This is a genomic window from Pseudomonas sp. 3296, from assembly GCF_031456615.1.
Classification (GTDB): Bacteria; Pseudomonadota; Gammaproteobacteria; order Pseudomonadales; family Pseudomonadaceae; genus Aquipseudomonas; species Aquipseudomonas mucoides.
Window position 1 is genome coordinate 456372 of the sequence record NZ_JAVDUY010000001.1, and the last position, 21072, is coordinate 477443.

At 55.2% G+C, this 21072-nt stretch carries 22 protein-coding genes; 12 read left to right on the forward strand and 10 right to left on the reverse strand.

The window, feature by feature from the left end:
- Position 1 precedes the first annotated feature (1 nt).
- The 4 genes from J2X66_RS02240 to J2X66_RS02255 all read left to right on the forward strand — a co-directional run bounded on the left by J2X66_RS02240 (position 2) and on the right by J2X66_RS02255 (position 3129).
- Complete coding sequence (locus J2X66_RS02240; protein ID WP_310260306.1) at positions 2-889, forward strand: copper resistance protein B; 888 nt, start codon at positions 2-4, stop codon at positions 887-889.
- A 35-nt stretch (positions 890-924) separates the two neighbouring features.
- The gene (gene copC / locus J2X66_RS02245; protein WP_059181229.1) at positions 925-1296 is read left to right on the forward strand and encodes a copper homeostasis periplasmic binding protein CopC; all 372 of its coding nucleotides are present in this window, start codon (positions 925-927) and stop codon (positions 1294-1296) included.
- A 3-nt stretch (positions 1297-1299) separates the two neighbouring features.
- Entirely contained in the window at positions 1300-2238 is a 939-nt protein-coding gene (gene copD / locus J2X66_RS02250; protein WP_310260310.1) for a copper homeostasis membrane protein CopD, read from the forward strand.
- 105 nt (positions 2239-2343) lie between these two features.
- Complete coding sequence (locus tag J2X66_RS02255) at positions 2344-3129, forward strand: transporter substrate-binding domain-containing protein (RefSeq protein WP_310260313.1); 786 nt, start codon at positions 2344-2346, stop codon at positions 3127-3129.
- A 64-nt stretch (positions 3130-3193) separates the two neighbouring features.
- Here the strand turns inward: J2X66_RS02255 and J2X66_RS02260 are convergent, their stop codons facing one another.
- Entirely contained in the window at positions 3194-3412 is a 219-nt protein-coding gene (locus J2X66_RS02260) for a hypothetical protein (protein WP_310260315.1), read from the reverse strand.
- 287 nt (positions 3413-3699) lie between these two features.
- Here J2X66_RS02260 and J2X66_RS02265 point away from each other — a divergent pair, with 287 nt between their 5' ends.
- Together J2X66_RS02265 and dusA are read left to right on the forward strand one after the other, a co-directional pair.
- Complete coding sequence (locus J2X66_RS02265; RefSeq protein WP_123434358.1) at positions 3700-4305, forward strand: hypothetical protein; 606 nt, start codon at positions 3700-3702, stop codon at positions 4303-4305.
- Between the two features lie 312 nt (positions 4306-4617).
- On the forward strand, positions 4618-5613 hold the full coding sequence (gene dusA, locus J2X66_RS02270) for a tRNA dihydrouridine(20/20a) synthase DusA (RefSeq protein ID WP_310260320.1): 996 nt from the start codon (positions 4618-4620) through the stop codon (positions 5611-5613).
- 47 nt (positions 5614-5660) lie between these two features.
- On the opposite strand, the gene J2X66_RS02275 is transcribed toward dusA, so the two are convergent.
- Positions 5661-6494, reverse strand: coding sequence for an undecaprenyl-diphosphate phosphatase (locus J2X66_RS02275; protein WP_310260323.1), 834 nt, complete (start codon positions 6492-6494; stop codon positions 5661-5663).
- 486 nt (positions 6495-6980) lie between these two features.
- Between J2X66_RS02275 and J2X66_RS02280 the strand changes: the two genes are divergently transcribed.
- From J2X66_RS02280 to J2X66_RS02295, 4 genes are all read left to right on the forward strand, one after another.
- Entirely contained in the window at positions 6981-7724 is a 744-nt protein-coding gene (locus tag J2X66_RS02280; RefSeq protein ID WP_310260326.1) for a winged helix-turn-helix domain-containing protein, read from the forward strand.
- A 26-nt stretch (positions 7725-7750) separates the two neighbouring features.
- Positions 7751-8512: an EAL domain-containing protein gene (locus tag J2X66_RS02285; protein WP_310260330.1), complete on the forward strand. Its 762-nt coding sequence runs from the start codon at positions 7751-7753 to the stop codon at positions 8510-8512.
- A 29-nt stretch (positions 8513-8541) separates the two neighbouring features.
- Positions 8542-9216, forward strand: coding sequence for a helix-turn-helix domain-containing protein (locus tag J2X66_RS02290; protein WP_310260333.1), 675 nt, complete (start codon positions 8542-8544; stop codon positions 9214-9216).
- Between the two features lie 353 nt (positions 9217-9569).
- Positions 9570-10964: an undecaprenyl-phosphate glucose phosphotransferase gene (locus tag J2X66_RS02295; protein ID WP_310260336.1), complete on the forward strand. Its 1395-nt coding sequence runs from the start codon at positions 9570-9572 to the stop codon at positions 10962-10964.
- Positions 10965-11141: 177 nt separating this feature from the next.
- On the opposite strand, the gene J2X66_RS02300 is transcribed toward J2X66_RS02295, so the two are convergent.
- From J2X66_RS02300 to galE, 6 genes are all read right to left on the reverse strand, one after another.
- Positions 11142-13220 carry a YjbH domain-containing protein gene (locus J2X66_RS02300; protein WP_310260339.1) on the reverse strand — a complete coding sequence of 693 codons (2079 nt, stop codon included), beginning with the start codon at positions 13218-13220 and terminating at the stop codon, positions 11142-11144.
- The gene (locus tag J2X66_RS02305) at positions 13217-13978 is read right to left on the reverse strand and encodes a capsule biosynthesis GfcC family protein (protein ID WP_310260343.1); all 762 of its coding nucleotides are present in this window, start codon (positions 13976-13978) and stop codon (positions 13217-13219) included. Before J2X66_RS02305 ends, J2X66_RS02300 begins: the two co-directional genes overlap by 4 nt.
- Positions 13975-14640 carry a YjbF family lipoprotein gene (locus J2X66_RS02310; RefSeq protein WP_027921645.1) on the reverse strand — a complete coding sequence of 222 codons (666 nt, stop codon included), beginning with the start codon at positions 14638-14640 and terminating at the stop codon, positions 13975-13977. Before J2X66_RS02310 ends, J2X66_RS02305 begins: the two co-directional genes overlap by 4 nt.
- Positions 14641-14654: 14 nt before the next feature.
- Positions 14655-15710: a polysaccharide biosynthesis/export family protein gene (locus tag J2X66_RS02315; protein WP_310260348.1), complete on the reverse strand. Its 1056-nt coding sequence runs from the start codon at positions 15708-15710 to the stop codon at positions 14655-14657.
- Between the two features lie 140 nt (positions 15711-15850).
- Complete coding sequence (locus J2X66_RS02320) at positions 15851-16090, reverse strand: hypothetical protein (RefSeq protein ID WP_310260351.1); 240 nt, start codon at positions 16088-16090, stop codon at positions 15851-15853.
- A gap of 136 nt (positions 16091-16226) precedes the next feature.
- Complete coding sequence (galE, locus tag J2X66_RS02325; RefSeq protein ID WP_310260354.1) at positions 16227-17249, reverse strand: UDP-glucose 4-epimerase GalE; 1023 nt, start codon at positions 17247-17249, stop codon at positions 16227-16229.
- Between the two features lie 308 nt (positions 17250-17557).
- On the opposite strand from galE, the gene galU reads away from it, so the two are divergent.
- Both galU and J2X66_RS02335 read left to right on the forward strand, forming a co-directional pair.
- Positions 17558-18391, forward strand: coding sequence for a UTP--glucose-1-phosphate uridylyltransferase GalU (galU, locus tag J2X66_RS02330; protein WP_027921649.1), 834 nt, complete (start codon positions 17558-17560; stop codon positions 18389-18391).
- 72 nt (positions 18392-18463) lie between these two features.
- Positions 18464-18871: a mannose-1-phosphate guanylyltransferase gene (locus tag J2X66_RS02335; RefSeq protein WP_310260358.1), complete on the forward strand. Its 408-nt coding sequence runs from the start codon at positions 18464-18466 to the stop codon at positions 18869-18871.
- Positions 18872-18875: 4 nt separating this feature from the next.
- Here the strand turns inward: J2X66_RS02335 and J2X66_RS02340 are convergent, their stop codons facing one another.
- Positions 18876-20012 (reverse strand): SGNH/GDSL hydrolase family protein, encoded by a 1137-nt coding sequence (locus J2X66_RS02340; protein ID WP_310260361.1) that lies wholly within the window; start codon positions 20010-20012, stop codon positions 18876-18878.
- 13 nt (positions 20013-20025) lie between these two features.
- Entirely contained in the window at positions 20026-21063 is a 1038-nt protein-coding gene (locus J2X66_RS02345; protein ID WP_310260364.1) for an acyltransferase, read from the reverse strand.
- Positions 21064-21072: the final 9 nt, after the last annotated feature.

Consider the following 21072-nt stretch of genomic DNA (forward strand, 5'->3'; position numbering starts at 1 on the left):
CATGACCCGACTTACCCCGATTTCCTTGGCGTTCATAACCGTGAGCCTGACACTCTCTTCGGCCATGGCAGCCACCCACGACATGCAGGGCATGGACCACAGCCAGATGACCGGCATGGACTCTGGCCAGATGCAAAGCATGGACGACTTCCAGATGCAGCCCGCCGCGCCGACCGAAAGCCGCACGCCGATCCCGGCGCTGACCGATGCCGATCGCGCCGCCGTGTTCAACAGCTCCGGCGGGCACAAGGTGCATGACTCCGCGCTCAACTATTACTTCCTCGCCGACAAACTCGAATGGCAGGACGCCGATGATGGCAGCACGCTCGCCTGGGATCTGTCCGGCTGGGTCGGCGGTGATATCGATCGCCTGTGGCTGCGCTCCGAAGGCGAGCGCAGCAACGGCAAGACCGAAGACGCCGAAGTCCAGGCACTGTGGGGGCACGCGATTTCCCCTTGGTGGGACGTGGTCAGTGGCGTGCGCCAGGACTTCAAACCCGGCGCCCCACAAACCTGGGCGGCCTTCGGCGTACAAGGCATGGCGCTGTATAACTTCGAAGCCGAAGCCACCGCATTCATCGGCGAAGCCGGGCAAACCGCCGCCCGACTGGAAGGCGACTACGACATTCTGCTGACCAACCGCCTCATCCTGCAGCCGACCGCCGAACTGAATGTCTACGGCAAAAACGACCCACAACGAAGGATCGGCTCAGGCCTGTCCAACACCGAAGCCGGCTTGCGCCTGCGCTATGAAATCCGCCGGGAGTTCGCGCCGTACGTTGGCGTGACCTGGAACCGCACCTACGGCAAAACCGCCGACTACGCCAGCGACGAAGGCGAGGATCGCAGTGAAGCGCGCCTGGTCCTCGGGGTTCGGCTGTGGTTTTAAACCTTTCACCTAAAACAACTTTAATGAGGCCTTGCATGCGCACCATCAACATCACCGCTATTGCCGTCGGATTGCTGATGAGCACACTCGCTCAAGCACACCCGAAACTGCTCTCCTCCGTCCCGGCTGAAGGTGCGGAGGGCGCGTCACCGAACACCATCGAACTGCACTTCTCGGAAAACCTCATGACCCAGTTCTCTGGCGCAAAACTGGTCATGACCGAAATGCCCGGCATGGCCCACTCGCCCATGCCGATGAAGGCCAAAGTCAGCGGGGGCAGCGATCCGAAAACCATGGTCATCACACCACTCTCGCCACTGCCCGCCGGCACCTACAAAGTGGATTGGCGCGCCGTGTCGTCGGACACTCACCCGATTACCGGCAATGTCACGTTCAAAGTGAAGTAATAGATGAGTGACTCGGTCAGCATTGCGCTGCGGTTTGCGCTGTACCTAGACTTGATGCTGCTGTTCGGGCTGGCGCTGTTTGGGATTTACAGCCTACAGGGACGGGAGCGTTTTTCAGGGGTGGTGCTGCCGTTTCGGTCGATGTTGACGGGGACGGCGGGGCTGGGAGTGTTGCTGTCCATCGTCAGCATGGTGGCGATGGCGAGCGCCATGAGCGGTGAGTCAGACCTCACTGAACTGCGTCCGCACATCGAGATGATGGTGTTTGAAACGGTTGTCGGATTTGCCTGGATCGTGCGCATCGTCGCGCTGGTTGTCTGTGGTTTGGCCGTGACGCTCAACCTCCGCGCGCCCGGCATGAGTTTGTTGATCGCCTCGATTGGCGGCGGTATCGCCCTCGCCTCTCTCGCGTGGAGCGGACATGGGGCGATGGATGAAGGCAGTCGGCGCCTTTGGCATTTCACCAGCGATATTCTGCATTTGTGGGGGGCTGGTGCCTGGCTGGGTGCACTGGTGGCGTTTGCGTTGATGGCGAAGATCAATGCGCTGCAAACTGAAGAGCGCATCAGGATATTGGCCCGTGCGGTTTCGCGATTTGAAACGGCAGGTGCGCTGATCGTCGTGGTCATTTCGGTGACGGGCGTTGTGAATTATCTGTTTATCGTGGGCCCGAAACTCGATGACGTATTGCTCAGCACCTACGGGATTTTACTGTTCATCAAAGTGGCATTGTTCGCCGGGATGCTGGTGCTCGCGGCGTTGAATCGCTTTCACCTCGGGCCATTTTTGGAGCGGTCGCTACGAGACGGTCAATATCAGGTCGCCACCAATGCATTGCGGCGCAGCGTGTTTGTGGAGTTGGCAGCGGCGGTATTGATTCTAGGTTTGGTGGCGTGGTTGGGGACGTTGAGTCCGGAAGTGGCCAGCGAGGTCAGCGGTTGAAGTGGGACTCAACCCCAGGACTGCATTTAGTGTTTATGATTCGTTCGGGGACGGCTCCGCGTTAACGCTGGGCTGATGAGAATCCATCAAAAAAGTCCGAGAACAATGAAGAACATTAAAAGCACAATGATGCTCGGTGGTTTGTTCGCTCTATCGTTTGGCGTTCAGGCAGAACCTTCGCATCTGGACAGCATCATCCAGCAAGGCCAACTTCGCGTATGCACCACGGGTGACTACAAACCCTATACCTCCAAAGCCGAGGACGGCGAATACTCAGGCATCGACATCGCCATGGCCCGCTCACTGGCGGACAGCCTCGGTGTCAAAGTTGAATGGGTGCCCACCACCTGGAAAACCCTGATGCCGGACATGCTGGCGGGTAAGTGCGACATCGGCATGGGCGGCATCTCGGTGACACTGGAACGGCAGAAAAAAGCCTTCTTCAGCACCACGCTGGACGTCGACGGCAAGATCCCGCTAGTGCGTTGCGACGATCAGGCGCGGTACCAAACCATCGAGCAAATCAACCAGCCTTCAGTGCGCCTGGTTGAACCGGCTGGCGGTACGAACGAAGCGTTTGTTCACGCCTTCCTGCCCAAGGCGCAATTAAGCCTTCACGACAACGTGACCATCTTCCAGGAACTGCTGGATAAGAAGGCTGACGTGATGATTACCGATGCGTCGGAAGCGCTGTACCAGCAGAAACTCAAACCCGGTTTGTGCGCAGTGAACCCGAGCAAGTTTATGCAGTATGGGGAAAAGGCTTACCTGCTACCGCGCGACGACATCACCTGGAAGTTATATGTCGATCAGTGGCTGCATCTGGCCAAGGTGACGGGCAGTTACCAGAAGATTTTAAACCAGTGGGTAGCAACGCCAGAGACTAAATAACCCGATAGTTCCCACACGCCCTATCAGGCAAATCGCAAAACGGCGGAAACACTTCCGCCGTTAGTTAATCGTCGCGCAACAACCCCGAACTGTACTCGCCGAAGCTGTTACCAAGCGCACTGCCATGGACATTCATCTTGCCGGGATTATTGGTCGGCCCCGGGCCAAAGCCGGCAGACGGCAGCGTGGCTTCCGAATATTCGCTATAGGTACTTGCACCCGAACAGGCGCTCAACAGCACTGCACCACCGATTAGCACGACTTTGAAGAGATTCGAGATCATTTTTCAGTTCCCTGGGGGCTGGAGGCGCGGTGATACAAGGTTGAGTTGTCATCCTAGGCTTCAATGTCGGCGGGGATTATGAAACTTCGCGGGGCGACAGCGATGGTTCAGGTTGGGTGGTTTTGGCCGGCACAATGGTCGCAGGACGTTACAAAACCAATCGCCTAACGGGTGACCCCATCCAGTCAAATGGCATCAGACGTTGCAAGCGGTGCTTTGCTCCACGCGAGCCACGAGCAACATAGATGGGCTGACTGTCGCCCTTACTCTTTTCCGAGACACGATGAATGAAGCAATGGCGAACATGGCTACCCGTATTGATGCTGCTGACCTTGACGGGCTGCGCGACGCCACCACCCAAAGACCAGAACAACCTCTGCAACATCTATCGTGAATACCCTGACTGGTACGAAGACTCGCTGAAGATGCAGGAAAAGTGGGGCACGCCTCAACATGTGGCGATGGCCATCATGAAGCAGGAAAGCAGTTTTATTTCCGATGCCTTGCCACCTCGCGACTACCTGCTGTGGGTCATCCCTTGGGGTCGAGTCAGTTCTGCCTACGGCTATGCGCAAGCGCAAGACCCGGTGTGGGGTGAGTACAAAAGCGGCACTGGCAATGGCGGCTCGCGCGACAACTTTGATGACGCGATCATGTTCATAGGCTGGTACACAACCGGCACTCAGCGCCAACTCGGGATCTCCAAATGGGACGCTTACAACCAGTACCTGGCGTACCACGAGGGGCGTGGGGGCTATCGTAACGGCACCTATCTCGCCAAGCCTTGGCTGATGCAGGTAGCGCGCAAAGTAGAGCAACAATCACAGAGTTATAATTCGCAGCTCAAGCTGTGTCGTCAGGCGTTGGAGGATGATCGTAGTTGGTTTTTTTGAGTTGAGCCCTTGACGAGAGAGCACGAGAAAAGGGGCAGAGCTGTTTAACGCGTCGCCGCCCTTTCAGCTCAAAATCAGAAAGCCTCTACAGGCATCTCAACTTTGAACAGTTCGGCCTGACTCTTGGAAGCTGACCAATACGCTCCTCAAACAGCCTTGTAATTAGTAGCCAGATGCCATCTGGCCCACCTGATGACTGTCTCGCTCAATACCATTCCCGGCGTCCGGCGGGCTATCTCGCAGGACTCGCCTCAACCAACCAGCCCATTCCTGATAAACTGCGGTCTTTCGCCCCACCGATTCCAGACCCCAATGCCCCCAATCACTGCCACGCCCGCCCCGCTCTCCCGCCGCTTCTCCGTCGCCCCGATGATGGATTGGACTGATAGACACTGCCGTTTTTTCCTACGCCTATTGTCGAAAAACGCCCTCCTCTACACCGAAATGGTCACGACCGGCGCGCTGCTGAACGGCGATCACGAGCGTTTCCTGCGTCACAACGAAGCCGAACACCCGCTCGCCCTGCAACTCGGTGGCAGTGTCCCGCTGGACCTCGCCGCCTGCGCCCGCATGGCTCAGGAACACGGCTACGACGAGGTGAATCTCAACGTCGGCTGCCCGAGTGATCGGGTGCAGAACAACATGATCGGCGCGTGCCTGATGGGGCATCCGCAGTTGGTGGCGGATTGTGTGAAGGCGATGCGCGATGCAGTGTCGATTCCGGTGACGGTGAAGCACCGCATCGGGATCAATGGGCGGGACAGTTACGAGGAGCTGTGTGATTTCGTCGGCACGGTTCGGGACGCCGGGTGCACGAGTTTTACGGTGCATGCGCGGATTGCAATTCTGGAGGGGTTGTCGCCCAAGGAGAACCGCGACATTCCGCCCCTGCGTTATGACGTGGCAGCGCAGTTGAAGACGGACTTTCCGGAGTTGGAGATTATTCTCAACGGCGGGATCAAGACGCTGGAGGCCTGTCACGAACATTTGCAGACGTTCGACGGCGTGATGTTGGGGCGCGAGGCGTACCACAATCCTTATGTGATGGCTGAGGTGGATCAGCAACTGTTCGGCAGTACGGCACCGGTGATCAGCCGTGCCGAGGCGCTGGCGCAGTTGCAGCCTTACATTGCCGCACACCTCGATGCGGGTGGCTCGATGCACCATATCACCCGGCATGTGCTGGGCCTGGGCACCGGGTTTCCGGGAGCGCGCAAGTTTCGGCAGTTGTTGTCGGTAGATATTCACAAGGCTAAAGAGCCGTTGGCGTTGCTGGATCAGGCGGCGGAGCTACTTGAGGGGCGCTAACGGTTAGCGAAAAACCAGGCTGTATTTCTCGCAGCCTGGTTGGTGTATCAGAGCGCTGCCGCCTCAGTCCAGTTAACCCAGCCAAATGCCCAGGTTGCCAGAATCAATAAACCGAATGCGATCCGGTACCAGGCGAATACCGCGTAACTGTGGTTGGCGATGAACTTGAGCAAGCCGCGCACAGCGATCATGGCGAACAAGAACGCGGTGACAAACCCCAGGGCAAACACGGGCAAGTCGGCGGCTTGGAACAGGTCTCGATACTTGTAGCCTGAGTAGACCGCGGCACCGACCATGGTCGGCATGGCGAGGAAGAACGAAAATTCGGTGGCGGCCTTGCGCGACAGGCCAAAAAGCAGCCCACCGATAATGGTCGATCCAGAGCGTGAGGTGCCCGGAATCATTGCCAGGCATTGTGCGAAGCCGACCTTCAGGGCGTCGGTCCAGCGCATGTCGTCAACATGATCGACATACACCACATGTTCACGCCTCTCGGCCCACAACATGATGAGACCACCGACTACCAATGCCACTGCCACGGTGATGGGATTAAACAGATACTCATGAATCGTATCGGCGAACAATACGCCCAAGACCACGGCCGGCAAAAAACCGATCAGCAAGTTCAAGGTAAAACGCTGTGCATTACGTTGAGTTGGCAAGCCCGTGATGATTTCGAGGATCTTGCGACGAAACTCCCAGACCACCGCCAGGATTGCACCCAGTTGAATGATGATATTGAAGGCCATTGCTCGCTGACCACCGAAGTCGAGCAAGTCCGCGACAATAATTTGATGCCCTGTACTTGATATAGGTAAAAACTCTGTCAGCCCTTCGACCACGCCTAAAATCAATACCGATACAGTAGTCCAAAAATCCATCAATCCTCCCCATCGAAAAAACACGTCCGCTGACGTGTTTTTAATGCATCGTTAAACAGAGAGTAAAACGCATTCAGCCGCGCATGAGAACACCTTGTTAATTATTGTCCAGCACTACACCCAACACCCCTAATGTTATACAAGGATCAATAGCAGTTAGTTCAGCACCAAAGAAAAGCTCAATCCAACCTGTCAGCGGATCATTCATAACACTCCCCTCATAAAGTCACGCAGCGACCGGGTTCACCAGAAGCACAGCGTATTGCGCTGGAAAGGCGGGAGAACAAGCCGAAAGATGGCACAATGACACTCTTTAACCGGCAACCATTAACTACACAGGAGTGCAATGATTTCTAACAAATTCACCAGCAATGTTAAAAAAATGTGATGTCTGCGAGAAAACCCCATGAAATGTTACCAATTGTCAGTCACAGATGAGAATCCGTGCTTTAACATCCAGACGTCAGCACCCAGCCGAGTCAAAGCATGATGCTTACAGGGAAAATAACGACTACCAGCCACAGTCTCGCGAAGGAGATGATCGGTATTCTCACCATTGGGCGGACCCAAACGTTAGTGGAGGATTTTAAGACTCTATTAGCAAGCCACGTCCCGAATGATATACCTGTTGATACAATATGCTACAGCAACTCTTTCAGAAAAAATCAAGACATTCATTCATACCGGGCAGTCTTCGTTGTCATTGACAGCCCTCAGGCGTTTGTTGAGACCCTTGCCCTCGTTGAAAATATACGTGCCGACAACCATGCACTCCTTATTTTTGTAGCGATCACAGGTAGAGGCACCTACAACAAGATGAAATACTATCTTGCCGGTGCCGATTATTGTATTAAGTTCGGTACTTTGGCAGACGAAAACTCGGACGTGCTTTCCGAGTTTTTTAATAGCGCGGAATGGCAGAAGCAACACAATTTGCTCCTGGACCCCACTCGCATGTGCCTGATTGGAGACTGTAAAAGACTGGACGTATCGTTTCCTGAAATGAAGATATTAGAAGCATTTTCCGGCACAAAAAATCAAATATTGAGCCACGATGAAATCGCCAGAATCATGGGGCTTAATATTAATTTTTATGACCCAAGGGCCTTGGAAAAATCCATCAGCCGCCTTCGTGGAAAGATAAAAGGCCTATATGGCACAAATGCTATTCAAAGTATTCGTGGCCATGGTTATCGTTTAATCAGGGGTCTGATCTCGACCGCCCGATGATTAGTACGCAAGGGAGTAATTGCAGTATGAACGCAATGGGGAGCGCGTCTCACATCTATCGTGCGAGTCATTATTTATCTCGACAATTGATCCTCACTCGCGATGACTGCCCATTTGGCAGCGAGATCAGAATACAATTTGACGACAGTCAGGTTCTGCCCGCTCATGCCTGTAGTGCACCACCCATGAAGCAGATGAGTGGCATCTACAGTGAAGTACTGATGCAGACCCGGCTGATTGCCTTTTCGCTGAAAGACCGCAATGTCTCCAGCGAAAATAAATACCTGAGCCGGCGATTCGTTTGCGTAGGGCAATCAGATCTCGCCAGTCCTGCGCTCACCGAAGAGTTGATCCAATGCAACGATGCCCTGAGTAACTTTGGCCAGACCCTGGCTGTCGCTCTCAATGAGTTGCCTCTTTCGGCGGTGAGCTTCAACGACAAAAAGAAAATCCTCAACAACATTTATCTATTGAAAGATCATGGGATAGAGATTGCTTTCGACGGCTATGATATCCACGACGAAAGCATCGAACTCTTTACCACCCTGAATCTATTCGACTATATAAAAATACCCCTTTCAACCTTAGAATTGAACCTTAAACAAACTGGCAACCCTGAGTTATTCAATCGACTTCATGAACGTATGACCATGCTGACTCACACCACCAAAGTCGTCTTCATAGCCGACAGAGTCGAGCAGTCTGCCAGTCATGTACTGGCACGCGCGCTGCCCTTTGATTACTTCCAAGGGAGCCATTACTCCCCTGCCGACATCCTTTTGAATTAAAACCGAAAGTGCACTTCAGGAGAGAAGACATGGAAAGCAGCACAACCCTCCCCAGAAAATATTTTGTCGTCGTTACTCACAGCTCGGCATTACAACTTGAGCTGGAAGCATTGCTGTCGAACGAGCGATACAACTCATTTGGCACCGCACAGGCAAAAATGTTTGTCGAAGGTGTTGTCCCACCCTCTTCACCCCCTAAGCTGATGGAGTTTTTTTCCCCTCACCTGGACAGTATTGTCCCGCCTGTTATCAAACGTGATACACAGCGCATGCTTTCGACATTCGAATCCGAGTGGCGAACAGCCCAACCCGACACGCGATTCAATAACAGTAACGCTCGCACAGATGAAGCCTCGGACGCCATGCACAGGGCTGCAAAACCACTCAATTCCCATACAGAAGCCTGGCGACTGAGCAACGGCAACGGAGCTCTAATCAGAGATGATACCGAGATTGTATTGACTGGCCTCGAGGCCGCGCTGGTCAAAAAAATGCTCAACCATGATGATCGCGTCGTGAGCAAAGATGATCTTATTCGGAGCATCGGCAGAGAGCCGGAACATTATCGAGGTCTTGAGATGTGCCTTAGCCGACTACAGGAAAAGTTTAAAAACGCCAGTAATGGCGAACGCCTGTTCCGAGCGGTCAGGAACCGAGGTTATTGCCTGACACAAAAAATCATACGAGGAAAAAGCCTCACCTGAAAAACGCAACGACTCTGCGTGTAGTGCATTACAAAAACAAGAAAGCACACTATTTTATACTCCCCCCTTCGCAGCTGAAACGCCCCCCTCCAAACATGCCCCCCCCAACTTACCTTTATCGACTATTTCTAACACCCCACCGCTCAAGATAAACAACCAGCAGAACTTGTCAGCCGTTAGAAGTCGTCAGACAGCCTTTTTCCCAAACAATTAATCTATTCACTGGCGAGCGCACCGCATAGTGGCAATTCGCCCACTAATGATTTGCCATCTTATAAAAATAATAACGTTTGCTAAATCAACTTTGGCTGTTGTCTGTCGACGCGCGAATGGACGTATTTTGGGGATATCGCATGGTTAACAATCTTCGTATCAATCGAAATACCCACCTCAAAGGATTGACCTTCTGGGGACAATGGGCACTGGGTCAGGGCTTTGTAGTTGCCCTGTTGTTTTCATTGGTTTATTACCACACCGGAACGCTAGAGTTCTATTATCGAGTCTGTGCAATTCTGACTGTACTTGCTTCGGTGCCTGCCTATACATGGTGCGGCGTCTATGCAAAGAAAGATAACTATCTGACGGGCTTGGGACGTCTGTTCATGGGTTGGTCAATGACATTGGCCGCGTTAGCCTGTGTGGCGTTTATCTGTAAGGCTGACGAACTGTTTTCTCGTCAACTTATCCTGGTCTGGGCCGCCTGCGGCTACCTCGGGCAAGCGCTGTTGTACGTCCCGTTACACGGATTCTCGCAATACTATCAGCGGTCGCTTCAAAGCGAGCACAAGACCCTGATCGTGGGGACTGGCGAACTGGCATTGGGATTGGCCCGCAAACTGCGCAGCCTGGAGCACTTCCCGCTGGTGGGCCTGGTCAGCACGGACACCACGCTTGCGCCAGCGCCGGGCTCACCGCGTATCGTGGGCCCCCAGGAGCAACTGCTGGAGCTGATCGAAGCCCATGACATCCGACGGTTATACATTACGCTGCCCCTGAGCGAAGCGGCGAAAATCGAGGCCATGTATATCGATTTGCTGGGTGCCAACGTAGACGTGGTCTGGGTGCCGGACTTGAATAGTCTGACGCTGCTCAATCACTCAGTAAGAGTCGTGGACGGCTTGCCGGCGATCTACCTGAATGAAAGCCCGTTGACCAGCCAGCCCACCGCGGCACTGAGTAAAAGCCTGCTGGAAAAGAGCGTGGCGTTGTTGGCCATTGTCCTTCTAAGCCCACTGTTGTTGCTCATTGCCTTGGCGGTGAAACTCAATTCGCCAGGCCCGGTATTCTTCAAGCAGGACCGTCACGGCTGGAACGGCAAGGTGATCCAGGTCTGGAAGTTTCGCTCGATGCGCGTGCACGATGATCATGAGGTCAAGCAGGCCAGTCGTAACGATTCGCGCATTACCCCGGTTGGACGTTTTATCCGCCGTACTTCGCTCGATGAATTGCCGCAGCTGATCAATGTGCTGCAAGGCCACATGGCATTGGTCGGGCCACGTCCGCACGCCGTTGCACACAACAACTACTACTCCGGGAAAATCCTCGCCTACATGGCCCGTCACCGAATCAAACCGGGGATTACCGGGCTGGCTCAAATCAACGGTTGCCGCGGTGAAACGGACACCCTGGACAAGATGCAGAAACGGGTGGAGATCGACCTTAAGTACATCAACAACTGGTCGTTGTGGCTGGACCTGAAGATCCTGGTGAAGACGCCTTTCACCTTGCTGTCCAAAGACATTTATTGATGGCTTGGTAGACAGACACAAGCAACACCACAAGGGGACGCAAGTCCCCTTTTTCATGGGTGTCTTTCAGGTAGCAATGCTGATTCAAGAGTGGGATAGCGCAGAGAACTCCGCGCCAGGTCTTGCAGTTGATACGGACGATCTACAGCGTCAGTTGCGCTGTAGATCGCCCGCCTTTCACTCGGTGATCTTGTCGAAGTTGCGATAGAACAAGTCGCTGTCGCGGCTCTCGGTCATGGCGTGCAGCGAGTAGCTGCGATTGAGCCGCGCACCACCGTCCCGGGTCAGCGGTGACCAGACGATATTGGCGCGACGCATCGTCGACATACTCATCATTTCGTCGAACGGAATGGAGATATAAATGCCCTTGTCGAAACTGCCTTCGCCGTATTCCTCGCTGGTTGCGGTGGTCAACGTGGCCCAGGCGCCGAATTTCACACCATTATTGAACTGCCGTGACAAGTCGAGTGTGGCGCCCCAATCCCGCGCCAGATAACGGCCGACGCTGATGGCCGCCTGGGATTCGAACGGCAAATCGGTATAACCGGTGATGTGGCCGGTAACGGTCGAGTAGTCCCGCAGGCCAAAACCTTGGTCAAACTCACGCTGACGCACGTAGTTCAGGTCCGCGCCGACAGACCAGCCCTCCCCCATTGGACGGAACAGCACTTCACCGCCAACACCGGCAAACATCGATTCCAGGTAACCACCGTAGACCATGCCATACAGGTCTTTATCCAACTGCTCGGCATGACTGAGCTGGAACATCGGCATCGTCACATCCGAGGTCGTCAGGTACTTGCGCAGGTCCGTCCTCACCCGGGGCAAGCCGCTCGGCGCGTCGTAGGTGAAGTGGTCGTAGTTGTTCGCCAGATTGGCACTGAGCAGGCCGCTCCACCAGGTATTGCGCGTGAAGCGGTACTCGGCGTCCGCATCGGCAGTCAGTTGATAGAGCAAACCATCCGGGCCACCGACGTTCTGTTTGTAACCCAGCCCGAGGCCGTAGTTGAAGGGTTTGAGCTTCCCGGTATAGAGCGTGGTCTCCCGGTGCGGCACCGGCGCATTGACCTCGGTCGTACGGTGCAGGCTTTGCAGCGGCTCTTGATTGTTGACCACTTCGCGAAAGGTCTCGCGAGGCACACTGGTTTCGTCCAGCGGCATGTCGTAGCGCTTGTTCACCAAGGTAAACCAGTCGATATCGTCGTTGACGCTGTTGTCCAGAATCCGGCTGGCGCGGCCGACAGCTTTGGCCGAATAGAAATAATTCGACTGTTCGCCGTACACCAATAACTCTGAGCCGCGCTGGGCAATACGTTCAACGTTGTAGCCTGCATTTTGCTGCAGTCGTTGGGAGACGTTGGCCCAGTTGACCTGATCCGGCGCGGTGACCGGTGCATGGGCCGGCAGACGCTCCGCAGGTGGATCGTAGGTCTTGGTGGGTGCCTTACGGCTGACGAAGTTGGTGTGCAGGGTGATGCCGAACATAGCGGTATTACCGCGTTCCCAACCAGCGCTGAGATCAACCGAATCGGTCAGCTTGAACACCGCGCCGATGTTCACCGGCGAGTCCTGCTTGATCTGGTTGTCCTTCGGCTCGTTCTTATAGTCGTTGCCTTCGTATTCCAGTTTCAGGCTGAGCGGCTCCCAAGGCGTCTGGTAGGTCACGCCGCCGAACAACGAAGGACGCCCACGGAAGTAGGCATTGGTATTGACGTCGCCGGTGCCTTCACTGGCTGGCCGGGTCTTGAAGCGATCATCGACCCACCCCAACGGGTTATCGAAATCGCCGCGATTGCCCAGGTAGCCCCAGGCAACACCCGCGCTGAAATCGAAGTCGTCATAGCGCTTGTTGGCGACCACGAACTCACTGGAGAACAGACCGGTCCCCCCGATGTCGCGAAACCCCACGGCCAACTCGGGCGCCCAGTGGCTTTCTTGCCACAGGCGCAGCTTGAGGTCCACGGCCTTGTCTTTATAGCTCTGGTCGCCACTCAGGGACTCGGGGCCATATTTGCGGTTCGTGATTGCGGTATAGCGAAACGAGCCTTCCAGCCACTCAAAGGGCTGCAAGGACACGCTGTAGCGGCTATAGGGGCTGGTGCGGCTGGCATTCACGCTCAGCTCGCCGGCCGGCGCCATTCGGGCCGTCGGCGTCTGCATCAAGCCCACGCCACCAAAATCACTCTGGGTAAATCGCGGCTCTGCATGAGCCAGACCACAAGGCAACAACAGTACTGCAGCAAAACGTAAATTCAAGGAACCACCCCAGCCAGTTGCGTGGCAAGAAATTCGGCCAACTGCTGATTCAGTTCAGGTATAGGCGGACTAAGATCATCGTTTTTGACAGGGACCAGGATTTTGCTGCCAGCCGCAGGCACCTGCCCGCTCTCGCGATTCCACGGTGCAATGCCGACCCGACGGGTGATGCCATCGGGCTGAATGATCCACAGGTAATCGGCTTCAGCATCGGCCAGCGGCGAACACCCTTGCAGGTAATCCCGCGCTTCCTGCATGGCGCGATACGCAACCCGGCACGGTGCGGCGACAGCGCCCAACACTTCAACGACATCGGAACGCATCGGGTAAATCAGGCTGTCGCCGTCAGCCACGCGAAAATTGAGCGCGAACCCGACCTCGACCGAGATCGGGTCCAGCACGGCCACCTGGCGCCCCGTGACGGGCCAATGGCTGACTTGCTCGTACAACCGCAACGCCAGCGCCGCTCGACTGGGTAGATCCAGGAGCAACGCGGTACGCTGCAGCACTTTCAGATCGAACAAGACGCCGGCTTTAAGCCGAGTCTGCTCTTCGAGCAAGGGCCGTCGCAGCCAGGCCGCCGCCAGCCAGTAGCCTTCAGGATTGGGTTGCGCGACGCGCATCACATCCAGCACGCGAGCACCGGGTTGCAGCTCAACGAGCCCCGGATTGCGCACGTCGCCACTGACGGACACTGCCGCGCTCACGCCGCCGGAGATCAACCACAGGCACGTCCATAAAACCTTGGGATACTTCAACGGACAGTCCTGCGTTCAGAGGTCAGCTGAACGATCGTTACCCTGAGCTGTGCAGTCAGTTGTTGCTCGCTCTGCAGGATGAAACCGTTCTGCGGATTGACCCAATAATGATTGGTTGCATGCAGGCCGATAGCCGGTGCATCAATACGCTCATCGACACGCATCACGGCGTACTCCTTGTCCAGAATCCTGATGGTTTCCATGGGGTGTCGCGTGAAGCGACTGCTCACGGCAACCCCCACTTCATAGCCGTGATAGAGATCGATCCAGCGCTGGCTGGTGTAGCCATCGGGCAGCGAATGCAGCCCTTGTTTGAACGGCGAGACCGCTTCAAAACGGGTCCCGTCCAGATCCCCGTCGAAACCCAGTCCGACACTGCGAACGGCCAGGCCATCGCGCAGTAACAGCACCTGCTTGCCGGATGCGACCCAGTACTGCAAGTCACCTCGTTCACGCACCATCGCCAACACCCCTACACCCGAAGGGGTGGTCAGCTTGAGTTGGGGATAGCGAACTTCGGCTATTTGCGCCGGGGTCAATTCCAGGTCGTCGGGCCCGCCGGCCACGGCTTTGAAGTTCGCCAGCGTGGCCTTCATCAGCGGGTTACATCCACACAACAGCAAGGCCGCCATCAAGCAGACGCTAACTTTCAACGTTCTCACAGTTGGACCAGACCTTATCGGGAGTTAGCTTCGCTTAAGTTGTTTTGTGCGGCAGCGCCCATGCCCAGAATCGAGGCCGATGGCACCAATTGACTGATGAAGCGGTTCCAGCGGGTGACGTTGGCAGGGCCCACATAAACAATGTCCTGGGGGCGAACATCGAAGTGGGTGGCGAGCGCCATGGCGGAAGGCGACTCGGCTTGCAGCTGATAGATTTTGGCGGGTTCTACATCGAGGTTTTCTACGCCCCGGATGACGTACACGGCGTTGCCGTTAGAGGTGGTCTGGTTCAACCCGCCGACCGAGCCAATAACGTCAGAAAGATTCATGGTGCGGGTCTTGAAGGTCAACGCGCGTGGCTGATTGACCTCGCCCATGACGTAAATCTTCTTGCTGTCGTTGTACGGCAGGTACAACTGATCGCCGCCTCTGAGGTAAACCTTTTGCAACTCGGCATTCTGTTGATTGAGTGCATCCAGATTCAACGGATACACCCGCCCGTTTCGCGTCAACAGCAACCCGGACAAGTCGGCATTAAGCGGGTCAATACCGGCGGAACCCAAGGCTTCAACAACGTTGAGCGGATTGGTGGAAATGGCTTGCGGACCGGCTTTCAACACGGCACCCGACACCACCACTTTCTGACTGGCAAAGCGCAACACCGCGACATCCACTTGCGGGTCCGAAATGAAGGTCGACAACTTCTCGGCGATATCGGATCGCAGTTGCTGGATGGTCTTGCCGGCAGCCTGGACTTCTTTGATGTAGGGGTAGTAGAGCGTGCCATCGGAACGAACCAGACGGCCGTTTGCATCGATCTGCTGCTGCGCGCCGGACGGTGCCGTCAGTTCGGGGTGATCCCATACCGTGATGTACAAGACATCGTTATTACCAATGCGATATTCAGCAGGGGAGGTCAACAACTCTGGAGGGAGTGACTCATGGACCTGTGTTGCCCTGTCCATGGCGATGAGCTTGGGAGTGATCGGAATCAGCTCGACCCGACTGCTTTCGCTGGCACCTTCGCGCGTGATATCACTGGTGCTCAGATGTTGCCCCGGCGAAAACATACAACCTTGCAAAGCAATACTTGCCAGCATTAAAAAAGGAACACTACGAATCATAATGGCACTACGCTATTCAAGGGCAAACCCAAAACAAGATCGCCCAGTGTTAGCCGGGCAATCTTGTATTACACGTGCGAAAGTTGTTAGTTATGGGTGCCGGTCGTCCCGGTAGTACCCGTGGTGCCGGTGGTCCCGCCATTGGAACTTCCACCGCTGTTGGACGCTGCCACTGCACCGGCAACCAGCGCTGTGCCAGCCAATACTGCTTGTCCAGCCGTCACATCACCGACAACTTGGGTATCCAGCGTGAGGGCTTCTTCTTCGACTGCGAGTGCCCAGCTGCTCATCATGGACAACAGGGCAATTACCATCATCTTCTTCATATCAAACTCCTTCCTGCGAGTTCTTTATATCTACGGACTTGCCGGATGGGTTGCCAGTCAATTTTCCCGACCATAATTAACATCGCGTCCTTATATAACAGTTCAGCAGAAAAGCAGGACGCTGTAACCCCGCCCGTCAGCCTTGATCGGCATATCCACGAGGATGATTCGATTGCCAACGCCAGGTATCGGCCATCATTTCCTGCAAATTCCGAGTGGCCTTCCAGCCCAGCTCCTTCGCCGCTTTGGAGGGGTCAGCCCAACACTCGGCAATGTCGCCCGAACGTCGTGGCATCACGCGATATGGCACCGCCCGGCCCGAAGCCTGCTCGAATGCCCGCAACACTTCCAAAACGCTGTAACCGTCGCCAGTACCCAGGTTCCAGATATTGATCCCGGTGCGCGTCGAGATCGTCTGCAACGCCTTGAGATGCCCGTCTGCCAGGTCCACGACGTGGATGTAGTCGCGCACGCCGGTGCCATCGACGGTGGGGTAATCGTCACCAAATATCGATAACTCCTGCAGGCTGCCGACAGCAACCTGACTGATGTAAGGCACCAGATTATTGGGAATCCCGTTGGGGTCTTCGCCCATCTGCCCACTGGAGTGAGCGCCGATCGGATTGAAATACCGCAACAGTGCGATGCTCCAGCGGGGCTCCGCCGCACACAGGTCATGCAGCACGTTTTCGATGATCAGCTTGGATTGCCCGTAGGGATTGGTGGGCGTGCCCGTCGGAAAGTCTTCACGAATCGGCATCTGCTCAGGCGCACCGTACACCGTGGCCGAGGAACTGAACACCAACCGGAATACTCCGGCCGCGGCCATGGCCTGACAGAGCATGATGCTCCCGCACACGTTGGATTCGTAATACTCCAGCGGCTTGCGCACACTCTCGCCTACGGCTTTGAGGCCGGCAAAATGCAGGACCGCATCAATGGAGTGCGCCTGGAAAATCCGGTCAAGCAAGGCTCTGTCGCACACGTCCCCGTGAATCATCAATGCGGACTTTCCGCAGATGGCTTCAACGGCATGCAACGCTGCATCAGAGCTATTGCTCAGGTTGTCCAGCACAACCACTTCGAAGCCCGCTTCAAGCAGCGCAAGTGTGGTGTGAGAACCGATATAACCGGTTCCACCCGTTACCAGAATCTTCATAGAGCGGTCCATAGTGGGGTATTGAAGTATTCAACTGCGCGCCACGTTTAAAATTTTTGGCGCACGCAATAATTGACGCCAATGACTTATTAGCACTTCACAAGAACCGACACTATTAATAGACACCGACTAAAACTAACCAAACACTGACAGGCCCGACAACTAATAACATTCACCCCATTCTGCGCATGCCATTAATTGCCATCAAACCATGTCTCAGGTATTAAAGTACAACCACCGTAAAACATCCAAACTCACGGTCACCGTCTTTTGTGTGACTGTGAACAATGTCTTTCCAGGATATATCTATGATTCGTAAATGCTTGTTCCCCGCCGCCGGCTATGGCACACGCTTCTTGCCTGCAACTAAAGCAATGCCGAAGGAAATGCTGCCGATCGTCAACAAGCCTTTAATCCAATACGCCGTTGAAGAAGCACGGGACGCCGGTTTGCAGCACATGGCCATCGTGACCGGTCGGGGCAAACGCGCACTGGAAGACCATTTCGACATCAGCTATGAGCTGGAACACCAGATTCGCGGCACCGAGAAAGAAAAGTTCCTGGCTGGCACGCGCGAGCTGATAGAAACCTGCACGTTCGCCTACACCCGCCAGGTCGAAATGAAAGGCCTGGGGCACGCGATTCTCAGCGGCCGTCCCTTGATCGGTGACGAACCCTTTGCCGTGGTACTGGCGGACGACTTGTGCCTGAATCTGCAAGGTGACGGCGTACTGGCGCAGATGATCAAGCTCTACAAAAAATTCCGCTGCTCGATCGTCGCCATTCAAGAAGTCCCGCGGGATCAGACTCACAAGTACGGGGTGATCGCCGGCGAGCTGATTTCCGAAGGGATCTACCGCGTCAACAGCATGGTTGAAAAGCCAGCGCCTGAGGACGCACCGTCCAATCTGGCAATCATTGGCCGGTACATTCTGACCCCGGATATTTTTGATCTGATCGCCGATACCCAACCCGGCAAGGGCGGCGAAATCCAGATCACCGATGCGCTTATGAAGCAGGCACAAAATGGCTGCGTGCTGGCCTATAAGTTCGAAGGCCTGCGCTTCGATTGTGGTGGTGCAGAAGGCTATATCGATGCCACCAACTTTTGCTATGAGCAGCTGTATCTCAAGGGCCTTTAACCAAACGACCCAGCCCAATCACCGCTCACCTTGCGGAGCCCTCGTCACACTCTTTCATCCAGGCAGGCCACTATGACCACTGCAAAACGCTCGGTAGACACTGAACTGAAAGCGAGCAACTTCGGGATGATGGCCTGGCTGTCAAAAGCGCCGTCGTTATCCTTCGACACGGCCGCCTGGCTGGGCACAACCCTGCTGGTTGAGCGGATCGGAGTATTCCCCTCTTCGGGCGATATTCATCGCCCGATCAGGGACCCGCTCTCCCTCTTGGCTCACCTGAAAAGTCTGTATGCCGACCAGGCTCTGGATGTCGATGAACGCGACGGGCTTAAAGTGATTTTCAACGACTGGCGGTTCCGGGTTCGCATTCGCTATAGCGACCCGGCGATCGTCATCAATGTTGAAACGCGGTGTGATCCCGAACTCATGCCTCTGAAAACTGCAGAGCTGCTGAGTCGGCTGGAACACTTTGAGCGGTGAAGGGTTACTTCGCAGCGGCACCACACGGTGACTTGCCGACAAGCAGTCGATAGACATAATCGGCAATAAGCCGACCTCCCGAACCCGGGATGGGGTGAATCTTGTCAGGGCCGATCATGGGGGTCGGTCCGTCACTGGCGTAGCGTTCGAAGTCGGGACCAAACGTACACTGCAAATTCCAATAGGCAATGTTCTGCGAACGCGCCCACGGTTCAAGCACCTGGGCATAGTCCGACATCGGATACGCACTGGAACGTGTTGTGTCCTCGCGCAGGATCACATTGACGCTCGCCGCTGGATGAACCTCGCGAACCATCCGCACCAAGCCTTTCATGTTCTCCAGATAATCCTTGGGCTTAACGCCAAACCCTTGGTCATTACCGCCCAACATAATCAGGTAGATGTCTGCCGGTATCTTTGAAACGACGCCCTTCCACTGGGCCTGCCATTGGCTGTCGCTGTTATAAAAGTCAGCGGAAGCGGCGCCCGAAGCAGCAAGTTTTGAGACCCGGATACCGCCACGGTCATTGGCCATCCACAGGCCAAACAATGTCGGAGCCCCCTTGACCACTTCTAGCCTTAATGCCCAATCGTCACGGGTGGGGGCACTTAACTGCACTTCCTGAACCCCGGTACCCGCCATCTTCAACGACTGCCACGTGTCGGAAGGTGCCCATCGATACCTCATCTCACTGGTTTTACCGTTGCCCAGGTAGAGCAGTTTGGCTTGGCCAATGGACGTATTGATCACGGCCGTCTGCTTAGCGTCGATCTCAATATAAGCACCCGTCTGCCCGGTAACCGTGCGACTGTCCGGACTCGCCTGCCCAAGACTGGAAACGTCCCAGTCACCACCGAAGTACTGCTTGTTGCTTCGGGTGTACTTGAAGTTCGTACCGCCGAGCGCGGCGCCGTGGTTAAACCCGACATAACCAGGCCCGGCGAAACCGAAGTCTTTCGCCAGGCGCTGAGTGAGGTCATTCAGATAAAAATCCTGCCCGGCGCTGTAGCTGTCGCCAACCACTGAGATGTCCAGCACCTCTCCCGACTTACCCTTGCCCAGGCCGGAAAGACGTTCGCTTGAACTTCTTACCTCGATAACCGGCGTCGAAACGGGACGTACATCATCGATATAAACCATTGGCCTGATTCCTCTATTTGGCGGTCAGGAGTGAGACACCTTCTGCCCCTTTTTTGCGGCTCGCCCGCTCGCCCAAAAACAGGACAGAGGTCAGGGTGAAACGGCTAAAAACATTCGATAACAGCACCGGCCCCAACAACCCGCACAACACACCGCCAAAGACCAGGACGCTTTCATCCGTGACGCCCAAGCGACCCAACGCGAACCGTGAACTGGCGGCAAACAGCACGTGAAAGAGGAATATCGCGTAGGAGTATCCACCGAGCCAGATCAGCACTTTCGAGCGCATGTCGGTCGACAGTAGCGCGACGCAGGACATACAGCCAACGAGCAATCCGAACACACTCCTGCGATCGACGATGAGTTCGCGATCCACAGCGGCAATGTAGAGCAGCGCGACCGATATCAAGACGAACACCACGGGCCCGAACACTTTCAGCGATCGCTTTAACGCGTCGACATTCTCGTGGCAAATCATCCCCGTCACAAAGAACGGCAGCAAATAAATAGCACCGTTGATGCCAAACGCATCGACTGGAAAAAGCGGCATCAGGAACACGGCTGCGGAAAACAAAAACAACAGGTTCAGGCGAGTCGGCGTCTGTAGCAGACCGCGCCACTGAAGAAATCCGACAAACATGAAGATGATAAAAACCGCCTGCAAAAACCAGAAATGGTTAACCGGCAGGTAAAACGACAATAAGGCGTCCATCAACCCGACGTCCTTGTTCACCCCCGGCGCCACAGCCTGCAGCACCGAAAATGGAACACCGACAAAGAACAGCGGCACGATCAACCTTCTGATCTTGCCCACACAGTAAGCAGAGAAGTCATTGCCTCTGATTTTGTAAATGGAATAGATATAGCCCGATATAAAGGTGAACAACGGCATCCTGACGTACACCATCGAGTCCGCCAGGATTCGGAAAGGTGATCCCAGGTCAATTTTCAGTCCGCCACCAAGCGGCCCTATCACGTGATAGAGCACCAGCAGCAGGCACGCCAGGCCTCTGAGCGTTTCTATTTCCAACGACTTTTTCTTGCTTTGCATAAACCACAA